The 17,366-nt window shown below is 53.1% G+C and carries 13 protein-coding genes and 1 tRNA gene; 11 read left to right on the forward strand and 3 right to left on the reverse strand.

Annotated features, from left to right (window positions below):
* Window position 1: 1 nt before the first annotated feature.
* Together hisS and ACP15Y_RS05445 are read right to left on the reverse strand one after the other, a co-directional pair.
* Window positions 2-1,492, reverse strand: a complete 1,491-nt coding sequence (hisS, locus tag ACP15Y_RS05440; protein WP_424981985.1) for a histidine--tRNA ligase — start codon at window positions 1,490-1,492, stop codon at window positions 2-4.
* Window positions 1,493-1,607: 115 nt separating this feature from the next.
* A complete protein-coding gene (locus tag ACP15Y_RS05445) occupies window positions 1,608-2,228 on the reverse strand; it encodes a DNA-3-methyladenine glycosylase I (protein ID WP_424981986.1) in 621 nt (206 codons plus the stop codon).
* An 87-nt stretch (window positions 2,229-2,315) separates the two neighbouring features.
* Here ACP15Y_RS05445 and ACP15Y_RS05450 point away from each other — a divergent pair, with 87 nt between their 5' ends.
* The 3 genes from ACP15Y_RS05450 (at window position 2,316) to ACP15Y_RS05460 (ending at window position 5,533) form a co-directional block, all read left to right on the forward strand.
* On the forward strand, window positions 2,316-2,855 hold the full coding sequence (locus tag ACP15Y_RS05450) for a response regulator (protein WP_424981987.1): 540 nt from the start codon (window positions 2,316-2,318) through the stop codon (window positions 2,853-2,855).
* Between the two features lie 170 nt (window positions 2,856-3,025).
* Window positions 3,026-3,685, forward strand: a complete 660-nt coding sequence (locus ACP15Y_RS05455; RefSeq protein WP_424981988.1) for a L,D-transpeptidase — start codon at window positions 3,026-3,028, stop codon at window positions 3,683-3,685.
* A gap of 54 nt (window positions 3,686-3,739) precedes the next feature.
* Window positions 3,740-5,533, forward strand: coding sequence for a hypothetical protein (locus ACP15Y_RS05460; protein ID WP_424981989.1), 1,794 nt, complete (start codon window positions 3,740-3,742; stop codon window positions 5,531-5,533).
* 32 nt (window positions 5,534-5,565) lie between these two features.
* Here ACP15Y_RS05460 and ACP15Y_RS05465 read toward each other — a convergent pair.
* Window positions 5,566-5,642: transfer RNA gene (locus ACP15Y_RS05465), tRNA-His, on the reverse strand.
* A 223-nt stretch (window positions 5,643-5,865) separates the two neighbouring features.
* Between ACP15Y_RS05465 and ACP15Y_RS05470 the strand changes: the two genes are divergently transcribed.
* From ACP15Y_RS05470 to ACP15Y_RS05505, 8 genes are all read left to right on the forward strand, one after another.
* Window positions 5,866-8,784, forward strand: a complete 2,919-nt coding sequence (locus tag ACP15Y_RS05470; RefSeq protein WP_424981990.1) for a PAS domain-containing protein — start codon at window positions 5,866-5,868, stop codon at window positions 8,782-8,784.
* A gap of 212 nt (window positions 8,785-8,996) precedes the next feature.
* Entirely contained in the window at window positions 8,997-10,028 is a 1,032-nt protein-coding gene (locus ACP15Y_RS05475; protein WP_424982466.1) for an extracellular solute-binding protein, read from the forward strand.
* A 45-nt stretch (window positions 10,029-10,073) separates the two neighbouring features.
* Window positions 10,074-11,696 (forward strand): ABC transporter permease, encoded by a 1,623-nt coding sequence (locus ACP15Y_RS05480; RefSeq protein WP_424981991.1) that lies wholly within the window; start codon window positions 10,074-10,076, stop codon window positions 11,694-11,696.
* A gap of 141 nt (window positions 11,697-11,837) precedes the next feature.
* Window positions 11,838-13,280 carry an ABC transporter substrate-binding protein gene (locus ACP15Y_RS05485; protein WP_424982467.1) on the forward strand — a complete coding sequence of 481 codons (1,443 nt, stop codon included), beginning with the start codon at window positions 11,838-11,840 and terminating at the stop codon, window positions 13,278-13,280.
* A 56-nt stretch (window positions 13,281-13,336) separates the two neighbouring features.
* Window positions 13,337-14,290, forward strand: coding sequence for an ABC transporter permease (locus ACP15Y_RS05490; RefSeq protein ID WP_424981992.1), 954 nt, complete (start codon window positions 13,337-13,339; stop codon window positions 14,288-14,290).
* Window positions 14,290-15,150, forward strand: a complete 861-nt coding sequence (locus ACP15Y_RS05495; RefSeq protein ID WP_424981993.1) for an ABC transporter permease — start codon at window positions 14,290-14,292, stop codon at window positions 15,148-15,150. The genes ACP15Y_RS05490 and ACP15Y_RS05495 overlap by 1 nt, the downstream gene beginning before the upstream one ends.
* Complete coding sequence (locus ACP15Y_RS05500) at window positions 15,137-16,717, forward strand: dipeptide ABC transporter ATP-binding protein (protein WP_424981994.1); 1,581 nt, start codon at window positions 15,137-15,139, stop codon at window positions 16,715-16,717. Before ACP15Y_RS05495 ends, ACP15Y_RS05500 begins: the two co-directional genes overlap by 14 nt.
* An 80-nt stretch (window positions 16,718-16,797) precedes the next feature.
* Complete coding sequence (locus ACP15Y_RS05505; RefSeq protein WP_424981995.1) at window positions 16,798-17,358, forward strand: hemerythrin domain-containing protein; 561 nt, start codon at window positions 16,798-16,800, stop codon at window positions 17,356-17,358.
* Window positions 17,359-17,366: the final 8 nt, after the last annotated feature.

Below are 17,366 nucleotides of genomic sequence, written 5' to 3' on the forward strand. Positions count from 1 at the left end.
CTTAGCTCGCAGCGTCCGGTGTTTCGTTTTGCGCGACAAGCGATTTGATGTGTTCGACCAACTGATCGCGCTTCACGCTGACCTGAGCCGGGCGCGCGGCGCGCCATTCCGCGTTGTCGGTGATGTCTTTGGAAGCGATCTTTCCCGCCACCAAATCTTTCACCTGCACTTCGCCAGCGGCCCGCTCTTCCGAGCCTTCAATCACCACGGCTGGTGCATTGCGGCGGTCAGCATATTTCATCTGCTTGCCCATATTTTTGGACTGGCCGAGATAAAGCTCGGCCCGCACGCCAGCCGCTCGCAATTCGGCGACCATTTTCTGGTAATTGGCGATCTCGTCTTTATCCATGATCAGCACAACAACGGGGCCAAAGCGTTCTTTGTCGCCCAATTCGCCCACCAGCTGCAAGGCATGGGCCAGACGGCTGACGCCGATGGAAAAACCCGTTGCTGGCACTGCTTCCGCGCGGAAACGGCTCACCAGTCCGTCATAACGGCCACCGCCGCCTACGGAACCAAAGATCACGGTCTGGCCCTTTTCGTTGGTCACTGGGAAAGTCAATTCCGCTTCAAATACGGGCCCGGTGTAATATTCAAGGCCGCGTACGACAGACGGGTCGATCTTCACCTTATCGCGGCTATAGCCTGCCGCATCGAAGAGCGCCTGCATTTCTTTGAGTTCAGCCACGCCCTGTTGGCCTTGTTCATTGTCGCCGACCTGCTCGGCCAGCACATCAAACAGTTTTCCACTGTCGGCATCGGCGGTCACGTAGGCGAGAATGCGGTCGATCTGATCAGCATTCAGGCCTGCGCCTTTGGTGAAATCGCCGCTTTCGTCTTCACGGCCCTCGCCCAACAGCAACTTCACACCGTCAACGCCCAAACGATCCATCTTGTCGATGGCGCGCAGCACGATCAAAGAGGTTTCGGCGTCATCACCCAAACCGGCTGCTGCCAGCACACCATCCAACACTTTGCGGTTATTCACCCGCACGACGAATTTGCCGGACAGGCCTAGCTCGTCCATCACGTCGGCCATCATCATGCACATTTCCGCATCGGCTGCTGCATCCGGCGCACCGACACTATCGGCATCAAACTGCATAAACTGACGGAAGCGGCCCGGGCCCGGTTTTTCGTTGCGGAACACATAGCCTTGACGATAAGAGCGGAAAGGCTTTGGCAAGGTTTCAAAGTTCTGCGCGAAGTAACGCGCCAAAGGCGCGGTCAAATCATACCGCAAGCTCATCCATTGCTCGTCATCATCTTGCAAGGAGAATACGCCCGCGTTAGGCCGATCCGTATCCGGCAAGAATTTGCCCAGGCTTTCGGTATATTCAAACATAGGCGTTTCAAGCGGATCAAAGCCATAGCGTTCGTAAACAGCTTTGATCCGATGGATCATGGCATCCACCGCGATGATTTCATCGGGGTCGCGGTCTACAAATCCGCGCGGCAAAATGGGCGTTAAACGCTTTGCTTTTTTAGCCATGATCATACCTAGTTGTTGAGTTCGAACTTGATTGCATGGCACGAAAAACACCATGCGCGTCGCTAGTTAAACGATCATGCCCCATCGCACAAGTCAAAGCCCGATAAAACCGGGCTTATTTTGGCTGTGGCGGTGAGAAGTTTTTGCGCGCCTCTTCTGCCTTTTGATGGGCAAAGCAATCATCCGTATGATCATTGACCAATCCCATTGCCTGCATAAAGGCATAGGCAGTGGTGGGCCCGAAGAATTTCCAACCGCGCTTTTTCATGTCCTTCGCCAATTTTTGCGAGGCCTCTGTTTGCGCCATTTTGCGCAAGGTCGCTTCGTCTTTCACCTCGGGCCGCTCACTTGGCTGCGGCTCAAACTGCCAAAAATAGGCCGCCAGTGTTCCGAATTCATCGCGCAGCTCTATGGCACGCTGAGCATTGTTGATGGTGGCTGCAATTTTGCCCTTGTGGCGCACAATGCCCTTATCTGCCAACAAGCGATCCACATCGCGCTCATCATATCGCGCGACTTTTTCAATGTCGAAATTGTCGAAAGCAGCCCGAAAATTTTCGCGTTTCCGCAAAATGGTCAGCCAAGACAAACCCGATTGAAAACCTTCAAGGCACACCTTTTCAAACAGGCGCCGATCGTCGTCTACAGGATAGCCCCACTCGCTATCATGATAGTGAATATATTGCTCATCGTCTCCGCACCAAAAACAGCGTGATGAATTGTTTAGGGAATCCATAATTGGGCATTGCTTTCTGTTCAGAATTAATTACATTCCCACAATCTAAATTCTATTCTCAATTTATTAACTGGCAGGCTAACAAAATTGTCAGAGCGATCAAGCACAGCTTTGCATAATATCAATCTGCTTATTGTGGATGACAATCAGTATGCACGCGGTTTGGCAGTTGCCAATCTAAAGCAAATTGGTTTCCACAATATCGATGAGGCGAACACGGGCGCCGAGGCTTTGTTGCGTTTGCAAAGCGGCCATTATGATGCCTTGCTGATCGACTGGTATATGCCGGAAATCTCAGGTGCAGGCATGTTAAGTGTTATCCGCGACCGCCGTTTCGGTCCGGCGCACACCATTCCCACCATCGTTATGTCTGCCTACACAAATAGGGAAAATATTGAGCGCGCATTGAGCTTGGGTGCTGACCAAGTTGTGGCCAAGCCGATCAAAGCTGCCGCCATGTCAAACGCATTGAACGAAGTTTTCCAAAATGGGCGGCGATATTACCAATCCATGTCTGGTTTGCTCAATAAAGTTCAAGAAGAAGATTTGAATAAGGTGCAAGAAGAAGATGCCTTGGATAGTCGCCTTCTGGACGATGATGACGACGCAGACACCGCCTTTTTGTAGGCCCATTTCTCGTCACTGCTAGACCTGTTAACCATACGGCTTAACTGCCTATAAACCCTTATTTTTTAGGGGATGGTTACCATCTCACTTCACGGTTTATTTGGCGTCCTCCTTTATCATTTGACTCTAATTTTATGAAAACCGCCGCGCACGCGGCAAGGTGATGAGTCATGCAATTTTCAGCATTGAAGCAAGGTATTTTGGCATTGGGGTTGACTGTAGCGTTGATGGCGACAGGCGGCCAAAGTGCATTTGCGGGCAATAATGGCCTGGTGAAAACCAAAAATAGCTTTGGCCAAACAATTTATGTCGCGCCGCCCTCCGGCATGACGGTGACAACAGGCAAGCCGCGCAACGGTTTGCAAGTGCAAAACAAATATGGCCAGCATCCGCGCTATCTTAGGCAAGTTGTGCCCTATAACTCGCAAGAGGGTAAAGGCACAATCATTGTCGACACCACTTCGCGCTATCTGTATCTGATTTTGGGTCATGGCCGCGCCATGCGCTATGGCATTGGCGTTGCACGCGAGGGATTTGAATGGAGCGGCACGCATAAAATCACCGCCAAACGCGAATGGCCGAGCTGGACACCGCCTGCCGAAATGCGCAAGCGTCAGCCGGAGCTGCCAGCCTTTATGCCGGGAGGCCTCAACAACCCGCTGGGTGCCCGCGCCCTATATATCGGCAACACATTATATCGTCTTCACGGCACAACGGCACCTTGGTCTATTGGCCGCAAGGTCTCCTCCGGCTGCATTCGCCTGACGAATGACGACATAATCGACCTATACAAACGCGCCTCAATCGGTGCGAAGGTTATTGTGATTTAGTTTACTTTTTTGGCCCACAATTCAGCATCCTAATTTAGCTGACTTGTGGGCCACATGTTATTACTTGCTAAGCTGCTTAAACGGTTTCATCGCGATGAGTCCGGTGCTTTCGCCGTCATCTTCGGCGTTATGGCGATTGTGCTGATCGCCACCGGCGGTTCGGTGGTGGATTTCGTAGCCATTCAGCAAAATCGATCTACTGCTCAGATCTCAATGGATGCGGCCGTATTGGCCCTGCAGCCGAAAATCCATACCCAGACCAAAGCTGAGATCAAAGCAGCAGCAGCCAAGCTCTTGAATGAAGGCATCGGCAATTCAGGCGTTTCCGTCAATATGCTCGACCCAGAAATCGACAAAGAGGAAGGTCGCCTGTTGCTGCAAGCGCGGATTAGCCGCTCTACCTTCTTTGTGAAATTTGTCGGCATTGACAAAATGGAAGCGTTGATCGAAGCCGAGGCAACACGGGCACGCAACCGTTTGGAAGTTGCCATGGTGCTCGATAACTCTGGTTCGATGGGCGGCACAAAAATTGAGCGATTGCGCGAAGCGGCAGTTTTGGCGGTTGATATCATTTCCGAATATAAAGACTTCCCCAACAAGGTCTATTTTGGCTTGGTGCCCTTTACAGACATGATCAAAGTCAACCCAGCCTATCGAAATTCCAACTGGATCGACAAAGATGGTCGCTCATCCATCAGCTGGGACAATTTCGATGATGACGATGATTCAACAACGGGTCATGACATCACCAAGGCATCTCAGCGGCTGAGTCGGTTTGATTTGTTTGATGCCATGAGCGATGTAACTTGGGCAGGTTGTGTGGAGGCACGTCCTCACAACCCTTCACTGCCTTTTGCTGAGCGATTGGATGTGTTTGATAAGGCCCCTACCCCTTCTGATGGGGACAGCTATATCGTGCCGCTGTTTCAACCAGATACACCTGACGGCACTTCCTACCGTTTCAATTATCTGGATGATTCGCCTTCTAGTTGCCCAAGCGCTGGTTCCACCGGCGAATGCGAAGTGACTGAGTGGTCCGGGCGCATTTACTCTTCTGGGAGCTATTCCGAGTTTGAACCTGATTCAGGTCAATCGAGTATGCCGCCTAACACGTGTAACTGCTTTGGTCGGCCGATCACCTCCAGTTCGAGCTGGTGGAGCTATTACTACGGCAACGTGACACGTAAAACATGCGATATTGTGGGCCTTGGTCTCCGTGAGCGCCAGGAACGTACTTGTAAATATGAAGGCGCAAGTGCAGATCAAACTGGATATTATTCTCCTAACGGCAGCTGCACCGTGGACCCGGTAACACCGCTCACCAACGACATGAAGTCGATCAAAACCAAGATCAACGCAATGGATGCGCTTGGGGGCACGAACATTCATATGGGCGCGATGTGGGGGTGGCGGGTGCTGTCACCGCAAGAGCCATTCACCGAAGGTGTTGGTTACGACAAAGGCGCCAGCAAAGTCATGATCTTGATGACAGATGGCCAAAATACGGGTTATCCGAGCGGCGATAGCTTCAACAACACCTATTATTATTCCATGTATGGCCTGCACTATAATGAGCGCATGGGCGACCTAAGCTCTACCTCAGCACAAATCCGCACTGAAATGAACAAGCGCACTTTGCAAGTTTGTGAGAATGCGAAGGCAAGGGATGTCGGCATTGAGGTTTACACGATTGGGCTTGGCGTCACCTCCACGTCCGACAACGGCATCATGTTGACCAATTGCGCCACTGATGCGGGCAAGGCCTATTTCCCAGCGGACGCAAGCGAGCTCAATGATGTTTTCACAGCGATTGCTGACCAACTGAGCGACCTGCGTCTCTCAAAGTAGGACAAACGGAAATTTGTAACATTCGGGGAAGGTGGTACCGCCTCCCCGGATCGAACGGGGGACCTCTAGATCCACAATCTAGCGCTCTAACCTACTGAGCTAAGGCGGCACATCATTTGTGCGCGCGAACATAGGGCCAGACTTTTGAATTGGCAAGAGGGCAAAAGCCCCTCTTCCAAAAAAATTTTCACTTTTTCATCTTAACCATGAAAAAGGTCTTTTGGCGCGGATCAAGGCCCGACGCTAGACGACTGGACCTATTGATTATATTAAGAAAACGTAAATTTTTTCACCAAAGCTGGTGATAAGCCTTGGCAAGGTCTTGAAAGTATATGCGTTCACACTGGGTACATAGCGAAATTGGCAAACGGGTGCTGAGTTACACCTTGGACCCAAGACCTGTATGGTTTTGGGACGAGGATGGCACGCGCCTTTTGTGGCGCAACCTCGCCGCACGCCTTTTCCGCACGAAAGCCAAGAAGAAACGCGTGAAGCTTTTGCCGGACCCTGTGCCATTGCGTGGGCAAATCAACCGCTTGATCCGTTTGGGCTCCCACGGCCGTGCCAGCCTGTCACGGATGCGGTTTCAAATTGGCAAAAAGCCTGTCTCTACCACTTGTAGCTGCATTCCGCTCGTCAATGATGATTTGACTGGCCTGTTGGTGATTTCAACCGACACAATTGATCCCAAACTGTTCAGTGGCGATGCCTATGATCTGGCGGCCAGCGCACAGATGTTTACGCCTGAACTAGATTATGTGGTGATTGATGACGGCGACGAAGTCGTTGCGGGTGCCGGTGTGCCGCAGGATGGCGACACGCCACCGGAGATTGCATCAATCGAAGCCGCCCTATTGGCACAAGGTGCAACAGCCCAGTTTGATATTTCGGCACGGGCGCGCATGTTGGTTTTTGAGCCAGGATTGCTGCACGACCTGGCCACCATAGGCGCTGATGCCCTTTCAACGCCGATTGACGTCGCTGAAGATATTGACGCTGCCCCTGTTGATGGCCTGCTTGATCAGCTTGAGGGCGAAACTGTTTCGGAGCGTGTTGAGAAAGCTGAAACCACTGAGCACACAAAGCCCGAAGTGGCTGGAGATGCTGAGAATAAAGCTGAGACTGTCAGCGACGCCCGACAGGAAGCGGAAAAACCGCCGCATGATCTAACTGAGTTGATCGATCATCTTTATCACGCGGATAGCGGGCTTCTGGAAGCACCAGAGAAATTGACGAACATTGAAGCCGAGGAACTGGCTACCGCTTTGGCTGACGATCCAGAAGATGGTGCATTTGAACCTGTGGAAGAGCAGGCTGCGTCTGATGCAGAAGAGCAACCGACGCTATGGACCATCCGCGCGACAAAGAAGCTGAAAGACGAACAATCAGATACTGATGCAGCAGTTGCCCCACCGCTTGCTGAATCCGCATCGTCAGATGACAGCGTTTCGCAAACTGTTGAAGAAGATACGTCACAACCATTGGAAACCGACGACCCGAGCGCACGTTATAATTTTGAAGAATTGTCACGCGTGCTGCGCGAACGGGTTGGTCCTGAAGATGCTGCGCAAAAAGATGACCAAAATTCGAATTCAGATTCCCCACCTGCGAGCGAGCGCGAAGCGGCCGCGCAACTGAATGCCAAAGGCATTCCTGAGAATGCAATGGATGCGCCTGCAAATCCTGGGCGTAAGTCCACTGGCGAACGCAAGGTAAAGGCTGAAAAGGTTGAGCCGCCCAAGGCCGAATCTGATCCATCCGTTTCCGGCGCGTTGGTGGCTTTGAGTGACGAGACATTGGTGCTCAATCGCTTGCCTTTAGGCATTTTGCTGTTCCGCGACCAAGAGCTTCTGTTCGCCAACCGCGCAATGGCCGAATTGGCGGGGTATCAAACCAGCACCGAGCTGCGCCAAGCAGGCTTTGACCAGATCTTCCCACGGGCGGATGAAAGCGACGGCGCTGTTGGGCCCGTTACGAAACTCTTGCGCAAAGATGGTAGCGATATTGCCGTGGTCGCGCGACTACAAACTACAACGTGGCAAGGCAAATCAGCTTATATGCTGACCGCGCGCGAAGATGAGCGTAACGAACCTATCGTCATGCCACCTGCTGATCTGACCAGCAATGAGGACATAGACAATCCACCTTTCATGGCTGAGGACGCGCCAAAGCCAGACCTCGATTTTGAATTGCTGCAACGTATTGCTGAGGCGCAAAATCAAGGCTTGTTGGTGTTGGACAATCGTGGCCATGTGACTGATGCTTCCGCAGAAGCAGAGAGATTGATCGGCCCACGACGCGAATTGATGCTCGACCGCACATTGATGGAATATATCGACGCGGAAAGTCGGTCGGCCTATTTCGGATTACTGGCAGGCACAAAGCAGGAAGCAGAGGTCTATCTGTTCGCGGGTGCGGCGCATTGCGCAATTCACTTTTTGCGACACCCGCTGGAAACAGGCGATGATTTTCAATTGATCGGTCTTGTCTCAGACAAAGCGGCTGGGGAAGCTGAATTGAAATCTGTGCAGGATGAGCAAAGCCCAGAGAATGAACTTCTGCCGCTGATTAGCCGCGAAGTGCGTCGGCCGCTGGCCACAATTTCTGGGTTCAACAGCCTGATGCATGATGAAGCCTATGGCCCCATCGGCAATGATCGCTACAAAGAATATATCAAAGATATTCAGCTGGCGACGCAGCGGTTGGAGCGTGTGATCGGTGAACTCGATGATCTAAGCCGCTATCGCGATGGCACTTATGAATTGGCCAGCGATCAAATTGATTTGGGCGACTTGCTCACTCAATGCATCATGAAAATACGCAATCAGGCAAACGCCCAGCAGGTGTTTGTGCGTAGCGCCATCCCTGATGCGCAATATTTGGTGGAGGCTGACCAAAAATTGCTCAGCCAAACCATCATGAATTTGCTCGCCAGTGCCGTTACATTAAGCCCACCGGGCGGCAATGTGATCATCAGCGCTATTCGCGAAGATAATGGCGACGTGTCGGTTCACGTGCGCGACAATGGCAGCAATCAGGTCGATCGCGGCGAGAAGTTTGCGGTTTATCATCACGCTGGCGAAAACGGCAAAGATGTGGGCAGCACGGCCAGTTCAGCGGTTGGCCTTTCGCTTACCCGATCATTGGCGCGCGCAAATGCATTTGGCCTTTCGTTCGACCCGATGGGGGAAAATGGCATGATGATGGCCTTACGCATCCCCGGCCATCGCGTTCAAAAAGCGAGCAGCTGATTATTGAGTGTGCGACATACCGCCACATGCCACACCAGCAACGCCGAGCCAATAATTGCGGAAAATGTAGAGTTTTTCACGCCAGTTTAGAATGGTTGTAAATCACGCCCATTTTTCGACGATTTAAGGGCCTATGGCTCAATTGACTTTCACATGTGATTTAATCACAACCAACGCAACCGACGGGCCTTAACCCCGGGAAAACAGGAGCGATAAAAATGAAAAAAACACTTCTTCTCGCCACGCTTGGCGCGACAACATTTTGCGCAACGAATGTGCAAGCTGATGAAATCAACATTTACAGCCTACGGCAGCCAGAATTGTTGGCGCCACTGACAGCCGCCTTTGAAGAAAAGACTGGTATCAAAACCAATGTGCTGTTTGTGAAAGATGGCGCGATTGACCGCGTGGCTTCCGAAGGCGAAAACTCACCTGCTGATGTGGTGATGACCGTTGATATTGGCCGTTTGGACGCAGCGAAAAAAGCTGGCATCTGGCAGCCTATTCCACAAGACGTTGCGGCGAATGTGCCCGCCAATTTCGTAGATCCTGAAGGCGCTTGGGTGGCGCTCACCGCCCGCGCGCGCATTTTCTATGTGTCTAAAGACCGGGTTGAAGCGGAAAACTTGTCTTACGCTGACTTGGCGTCCGACGAATGGGCTGGCCGCATTTGCACCCGTTCAGGCCAACACTCATATTCAATCGGCCTTGTGGCCAGCCAAATCGCCCATAAAGGCGAAGAAGCAACAAAAGAATGGCTCGAAGGTGTTCGCGACAATCTTGCACGCAAGCCAACAGGCAATGACCGGGCGCAGGTTCAGGCCATTTATTCTGGCGAGTGTGATCTGGCGATCGGCAACACCTATTATATGGGCAAAATGCTGACCAATGATGCAGAGCCTGAGCAAAAAGAATGGGCAGCTTCTGTGCGTTTGGTGTACCCAGATGCGGAGCAGAGCAAAACCCACGTGAATGTTTCAGGTGTTGTGTTGGCCAAAAACGCGCCGCATGAAGAAGCAGCGAAACAGTTCATCGAATTTTTGCTTTCAGACGAAGCGCAGGCTATCTATGCTGAAACAAACTTCGAATTCCCAATTATGCCAGGTGTTGAAGCTTCTGATCTGGTGCAAAGCTGGGGCGAACTGAAAGCGGATTCCTTGCCACTGGCTGAAATTGCGGATAAACGCGATGAAGCAAGCAAATTGGTGGACGAAGTCAAATTTGACGAAGGTCCGCAAAACTAATGGGGTTGACCTATTAAAGGTATCGACAACCAAAGTTCGAGTTTATTGAAAGGCGCGTTTTCGCGCCTTTCTTTCGTTCAGTTGGTGATCATCTTTTTGATGGCGCTGCCTGTGCTTGCCCTTGCATTTCTGGCGCTTGGTCGCTTCAGTTTAGAAGGCGGCCTTTTCTCGCGCATGTTGCCTGTCGCGCTCACCGAAACGGGCCTTTTGCTACTTTTTGTGGGCGTGTTCACCGCCATCGTTGGTCTGGTCAGCGCATGGCTGGTTTCGTCCTTTGAGTTTCCCGGACGCAAATTTTTCCAATGGGCTTTCATTCTGCCCTTGGCCGTTCCCACCTATATTTCTGCCTATGCCTGGGTGGAAGTTATGGAATTCACTGGCCCCATTCAAACGGCAATCCGCGCGGCCACCGGGGCCAAAACGATCCGCGAATATTGGTTCCCAGACATTCGCTCGCTCGAGGGCGCTGCGATTGTGATGAGCTTGGTGCTCTACCCATACGTCTATTTGAGCTGTCGCGCCTTCTTCTTGATGCAATCTGGTGCCTTGGTAGCCGCCAGTCGGGCACTTGGTGCCAATGCGTGGCGCACTTTCTTTTCGATCATTTTGCCACTCTCCCGCCCGGCCCTAATTGTCGGTGTCACCTTGGCACTTATGGAAGTGCTCAATGATGTGGGCGCGGTAGAGTTTTTCGGCGTCAATTCCATCACAAAGATTGTCTATACGACTTGGCTAAACCGCTCCAATTTGCCCGGCGCGGCGCAATTGGCGCTAACCGCCATTTTGCTGATCGGCACGCTAATTTGGCTTGAGCAATATGCCCGCCGCCGCCGTGATTATCTAACCCGTCGCGATTCCCGCGTGCCCCCCTCCCTTATCAAACTCAGCTTGCCTGTTGGCCTGCTGATCACTGCTTTTTGTGCGGGGATTGTGTTCCTTGGGTTTGGCGTTCCGGTATTGGAACTGCTGTCCACTTCCATCAATCGCGTGATGCGCGGCGCGCTGCGTCCCGCCATTTGGCCAGCCTTTATCAACACCATTATGCTTGCTGCAGGCGGCGCATTGTTGTGTGTGTCCATCGGCTATTTCACCGCCCGCAAAATGATCAATCGCGATGGCCGCGGCGGCTGGTCGTTCCTCGCCACTTTCGGTTATGCGGTGCCAGGCACCATTTTGGCCATCGGCATTTTGGTGCCGTTGGGCTTTTTGGATGGGTTGATCAATGATGGCACCCGCGCCATTTGGGGTGTAACCGTTGGGCTGATCCTGTCGGGTTCTCCCATCGCTATTCTCTATGCCTATACCGTGCGCTTCCTGACCGTCAGCCATAATAATATCGAAGCGGCGATGAAAAAGCGCGGGCTGAATTTGATGGATGCCAGCCATATATTGGGCGCAAGCAAGTGGCGCACTCTGATAGAAATTGACCTGCCGACATTGCGTCCTGCGCTTGTGGCGGCGATGACGCTCGTGTTTGTGGAATGCATCAAGGAGCTGCCCGCCACCTTGCTGTTGCGCCCAATTGGCTTGGAAACCCTATCAACTTTCGTTTATGCCGAGGCCAGCCTTGAGAACTTTGAAGCGGCGGCTGTGCCCGCACTGTTGATCGTTGCAATCGCCCTCGTTCCGGCGATTTTGGGCGGTCGGTTGCAAGGCAATCATAGCTGATCACCGTTCATCAATTCACCGAACGGTCAAATAATTCTTCTTTTGCTCCCTTTTCATTGCGCCTTGTTCTCCTATAAAAGAGAAAAAAATCATTGGGAGCGAATATCCGTGAAAAATTCTGCGCTTCACCTTGCGGGCTTGATGGCCGCAACCTTGTTTTCTTCAACTGCATTAGCTGATGAACTTCGCCTTGGGATGGTTCTTGAGCCACCCCATCTTGATCCGACAGCAGGCGCTGCTGCCGCGATTGACGAAGTGGTCTACGCCAATTTGTTTGAAGGCCTCACCCGCATTGACCAGAATGGTGCCGTGTTGCCCTCTTTGGCGACCGACTGGAGCATTTCGGACGATGGCACGCGCTACGAGTTCACCCTGAAAGAAGGTGTAACCTTCCACGATGGCACCGGCTTTGATGCGGAAGATGTAAAGTTCAGCCTAGATCGTGCCCGCGCTGAAGACAGCGTGAACGCGCAAAAGGGCATCTTTGCGCCGATTACCAATGTTGAAGTTTTGGCCCCCAACAAAATCGCAATCAAAATCGCGAATCCACAAGGTGACTTTCTGTTCAATCTTGGTCGCGGAGATGCGGTGATTGTGGCGCCTGAAAGCGCTGAGACCAACCAGACCAACCCGGTTGGCACTGGACCGTTCAAATTTGTGGATTGGCAGCAAGGTTCAAAAGTGATCCTGGAAAAGAATCCGGATTATGTCGGCGATGATGTCTATCTGGACCGTGCCATCTTCACCTTCATTTCAGACCCGAACGCGGCACAAAATGCCATGCTCGCAGGCGAGCTTGATGGTTTTGCCAACTTCCCGGCGCCAGAAACATTAGAGATTTTTGAAGCTGACCCGCGCTTTAATGTGGTGGTTGGCTCTACTGAGGGTGAGACCATCTTGGCCACCAACAATAAGGCCGAACCGTTCAACGATTTGCGCGTACGTCAAGCCATCGCCCATGTGATTGATCGTAAAGCGATCATTGATGGCGCGATGTTTGGTTATGGCACGCCAATCGGCACCCATTTCGCGCCGCACCATCCTTATTATGTGGATTTGCTCAACACTTATCCGCATGATGTAGCGAAAGCGAAAGAGTTGCTGGCGGCTGCGGGCTATGAGAATGGCTTTAAGGCCACGTTAAAATTGCCCCCGCCAACTTATGCGCGTCGCGGCGGCCAGATTTTGGCAGCACAATTGCGCGAAATCGGCATTGAACTTGAATTGATCAATGTGGAATGGGCACAATGGCTGGAAGATGTGTTCACCAAGAAGGATTATGACCTGACCATCGTCAGCCATGTGGAGCCGTTTGATATCGGGATATACGCAAATCCTGACTATTATTTCCAATATGACAATGTGGTGTTCCAAGCCCTGATCGAGAAACTCAACCTCACCAATGATGAGGATGATCGCAAAGCCCTCGCGGCGGCGGCAGAGACGATTTTGGCGGAAGATGCGGTGAATGGCTATATGTTCCAGCTTGCCAAAACCGGGGTGTGGGACGCCCGCCTTTCCGGCATGTGGCCAAACTCACCAGTTGAAGGCAATGATCTAACCCAAGTGAAATGGTCGAACTGATCCCCACCGGATAAGTTGCGCTTGACAAAGCTGGGCAAAATCAGCCCGATACGCCCATGGTTGGCTATTTGATACAAAGATTATTGGGTGTCGCACTGACCTTGCTGGTCGCTGCGGCGCTCATTTTTTTTCTGCTGGATGTGCTGCCCGGTGATCCCGCTCGGTTCATGCTGGGCATCAATGCGTCCGACGAAGCGTTGAACGCCCTGCGCCAGCAATTGGGGCTGGACCAGCCTGCGCTTGTGCGCTTTGGCCAATGGCTTATGGGACTGTTCACTGGCGATTTGGGCATCAGCGCTAGCCAACGCGCGCCTATCGCTGAACTGGTCCTTGAGCGTATGCAGCTTAGCCTGCCACTGGCCTTTGGGGCGCTGGTGCTATCCACTTTGATTGGCCTGCCCTTGGGCATCTTTGCCGCACAGAATCAAGGCAAAATTGGCGATGCGGGCCTGATGGGACTTGCGCAGATTGGCATCGCAATCCCCAATTTCTGGTTTGCTATGCTGTTGGTGGTTGTGTTTGCAGTGACGCTCAAATGGCTACCGCCCGGCGGGTTTGTGCCTTGGGCTGAAAACCCGGCCGCTGCCTTCCGCGCCTTGATCCTGCCCACCATTGCCCTTGCCTTGCCGCAAGCGGCGATTTTGGCGCGGGTGATGCGCACTTCGCTGGTGGATGTGGCGCGGCAGGATTTTATCCGCACTGCCCGCGCCAAGGGCTTAAGCAAAAATCAGGCCCTGTGGCGGCATGGGGTGCGCAATGCGCTCTTGCCGGTGATGACCATTATGGGCCTGCAATTCGCCTTTTTGATTGCTGGCACCATCATTGTGGAAAATGTGTTTTACCTGCCGGGCCTTGGCCGGTTGATTTTCACCGCCATTTCCGCCCGCGATCTGTTTGTGGTGCGCAGTGCCTTGCTGGTGCTGGTCGGCTTGGTCGTCATCATCATGTTTTTGGTGGATTTGCTCTATGCGCTGGTGGACCCGCGTTTGAAAAAGCGAGCGGGCAACTGATGCGTATCCTCAAGCAATTTGCCAGCAATTTCCGACATCCCAGCTTTGCCATCGGTTTTGTGCTGAGCGCTGTGCTGATCGTGCTGGCTCTCATCTCGCTAGTGTGGACCCCACATCCGACCGACAATGTGAACATTGCCGAGCGGTTCGCTTCGCCCTCCGGCCAGCATATCTTGGGCACCGACTTTTTCGGGCGGGACATTTTCTCCATGTTGATGGCGGGGGCGCTGACCAGTTTGCGGGTGGCGGTTTTGGCGGTAGGCATTGGCATGGTGGTTGGCGTGCCGCTCGGCCTGTTGGCCGCGGGCCATGGCGGATGGTTGGAGCGATTGATCCTGCGGTTTAACGATTTCGTGTTCGCCTTCCCGGCCATCATCACCGCCATCATCATAACCACCCTTTTTGGCCCCAGCGCCATCAATGCAATGATCGCCATTGGGATTTTCAATATCCCCGTATTTGCGCGGGTGGCGCGCGGGGGCGCCTTGTCCATCTGGACGCTGGACTATGTGGATGCGGCGCGCCTGTCGGGCCTGAAAGTCTGGCAAATTTCAGTGCGGCATGTGTTGCCCAACATTCTGAGCCTGTTGATCGTGCAGGCGACCATCCAATTGTCTTTGGGCATTCTGGCTGAAGCGGGACTTTCCTACATCGGTTTGGGCACCCAACCGCCGGAAACCAGCCTTGGCCTAATGCTAAAGGAGGCGCAGAGCTTTTTCTTGGCTTATCCGATGCAGGCCATTTGGCCGGGTCTCACCATCATCATCTTTGTGATGGCGCTCAATTTGATGGGCGACGGCTTGCGCGACCAGATGGACCCGAAATTGAGCAAAGCCGGAGGCATCAATGTCGCTGGCTAGTCTTGAAAACCTCTCCATTCGCTTTGGCGACCGGGAGGTATTGTCCAACATCAATGTGCAGATTGAGGCCGGGGCGCGTGTCGGGCTTGTGGGGGAAAGCGGTTCAGGCAAAAGCCTTACCGCGCTCAGCCTGATGAATTTGCTGCCCGAAAGCGCTGAAGCCTCTGGCACAATCCATTTGAATTTTGGCCAACCTGCGAAGATCGATGCAACGCAGTTGGGTGAAGATTTGCCATTCCCCTATCGCGGGGCACAGATTGGCATGGTGTTCCAGGAACCCATGACCGCGCTGAACCCGCTGATGCGCATTGGCGATCAGATCGGTGAAGTGCTGGCGCTGCATCGCCCCGCTCTCAACACGAAAACTCATATTTACCAATTGCTGGAAGAAGTGGATTTGCACGCAGATATGCATCGGCGCTATCCGCACGAGCTTTCCGGTGGTCAGCGGCAACGGGTCGGGTTGGCAATGGCGCTTGCTGGCGAACCAGAGCTATTGATCGCTGACGAGCCGACTTCAGCCCTGGATATGATCACCCAGCGCGGGGTGATTGATTTGATCAAGCGGATCGCCAGCGCCCGGCAAATGGGCCTGTTGTTTATCAGCCACGATCTCGGCGCCGTGGCCGCGCTGTGCGATCAGATCTATGTGCTGGAAAAAGGCAAGTTGGTGGAGCATGGCGGCAGCCAAGCCATTTTGAAAAATCCGCAACAGCCATACACGCAGCGCCTTGTTGCTGCGGCAAGGCCGACAAAGCGGCCCGAATTCAAACGCCCGGCGCAACGCGTGCCATTGCTTGAGATTGACGGGCTGACCCGGCAGTTCAAGCAAAAGCGCTATTTCTGGCAGTCCCCAGACATCACAACGGCCGTCGATCAGGTCAGTTTCGCCCTGCACAGCGGCGAAACGCTGGGGCTGGTGGGGCCATCCGGTTGCGGCAAAACTTCACTATCGCGCATGGTGGCGGGGCTGGACCCGGCGCAAGGTGGTAGCGTGCAGTTTGACGGGCACCGCTTTGGTCAAGGCGTAGGCCCCATTCCAACAGCAGCCCGGCGCGAAATCTCCATGGTGTTTCAAGACCCCTTCGGTAGCTTTGACCCGCGCATGCGGATGCAGGATGCTTTACTGGAGCCGTTGCATTTGATGCCAGAATTGACCGCTGCGCAAAAACAAGAGCGCGTGCATGAGGCGGCACAGCGGGTTGGCTTGTCCATCGACATGTTGCATCGCTATCCGCACGCCTTTTCCGGTGGTCAACGCCAGCGGTTAGCCATCGCCCGCGCCATGGTGCTGAAGCCGAAATTGATGATTTTGGACGAACCGGTTTCCGCCCTTGATGTGTCCATCCGTGGGGACGTGTTGGCCTTGCTGCATGATTTGCAGGAAAAGTTTGGCATGGCTTATTTGTTCATCAGCCACGATTTGGATGTCGTCCGCGCGGTGACGGATCGAGTGATGGTGATGGATCACGGCAAAATTGTTGAGCATGGCAAGGTGGACGATGTGTTTGATCATCCACAGGCGGAGATCACCAACAGATTGCTGGATGCCAGATTGACAATCTAGCTGCGATTGTTCGAATAAGCTAAACGATCTTCCCCACACGATGCGCTCTAAATCATGTGCCAGTTTGGTATAACGCGCCCATGGACAAAGAAATTATCATTCCCGACGATTCGACCCGCCCCAAGGCTCCTGATTTCGGCCCGCTTTCTGAGCATGAAAAGCAGCCAATGCGGCATCTGCGCGCCATTCACGAGCATCATCGCCGCAATATGCGCATGATGCGCACTCTGCTTGAGGGCGTGCGCAAGGGTGACACCAGCGCCTCTGAATTTCATGCGCAGATTAAAGACAATCCGATTTTCCAAAATTATCAGATTTTCGGCAATCTGTGTGGCCAACACTGCCAGATGGTCAATGGCCATCACCAGATTGAAGATATGCATATGTTCCCCGCATTAGAGGGACGCATGGCGGCGCTTGATAAGGTGGTGAAGCGGTTACGTGAGGAGCATGAAGTGGTTCATGCGCTGCTGGTGCAATTGTCGGATGAGGCTGCAAAGCTGATTGATGATCCGAGCGACGAACAGTTTGAACGCACCGTTGAGGAACATGAGAAGCTGGAAAAATTGCTGCTGTCGCATTTTGGCTATGAAGAGGACGAGGTTGGCCCCGCCCTCGGCCATTATAATTTGATGGTTTAGCGCAGCGC

Origin of the sequence: Maritalea sp. S77 (genome assembly GCF_049801075.1) — a bacterium.
Taxonomy (GTDB): Bacteria; Pseudomonadota; Alphaproteobacteria; order Rhizobiales; family Devosiaceae; genus Maritalea.

Coding starts and splice junctions, on each gene's coding strand:
- hisS (WP_424981985.1), bottom strand. CDS start 1,492: ATGGCTAAAAAAGCAAAGCGTTTAACGCCCATTTTGCCGCGCGGATTT.
- ACP15Y_RS05445 (WP_424981986.1), bottom strand. CDS start 2,228: ATGGATTCCCTAAACAATTCATCACGCTGTTTTTGGTGCGGAGACGAT.
- ACP15Y_RS05455 (WP_424981988.1), top strand. CDS start 3,026: ATGCAATTTTCAGCATTGAAGCAAGGTATTTTGGCATTGGGGTTGACT.
- ACP15Y_RS05460 (WP_424981989.1), top strand. CDS start 3,740: ATGTTATTACTTGCTAAGCTGCTTAAACGGTTTCATCGCGATGAGTCC.
- ACP15Y_RS05470 (WP_424981990.1), top strand. CDS start 5,866: ATGCGTTCACACTGGGTACATAGCGAAATTGGCAAACGGGTGCTGAGT.
- ACP15Y_RS05485 (WP_424982467.1), top strand. CDS start 11,838: ATGGCCGCAACCTTGTTTTCTTCAACTGCATTAGCTGATGAACTTCGC.
- ACP15Y_RS05490 (WP_424981992.1), top strand. CDS start 13,337: ATGGTTGGCTATTTGATACAAAGATTATTGGGTGTCGCACTGACCTTG.
- ACP15Y_RS05495 (WP_424981993.1), top strand. CDS start 14,290: ATGCGTATCCTCAAGCAATTTGCCAGCAATTTCCGACATCCCAGCTTT.
- ACP15Y_RS05500 (WP_424981994.1), top strand. CDS start 15,137: ATGTCGCTGGCTAGTCTTGAAAACCTCTCCATTCGCTTTGGCGACCGG.
- ACP15Y_RS05505 (WP_424981995.1), top strand. CDS start 16,798: ATGGACAAAGAAATTATCATTCCCGACGATTCGACCCGCCCCAAGGCT.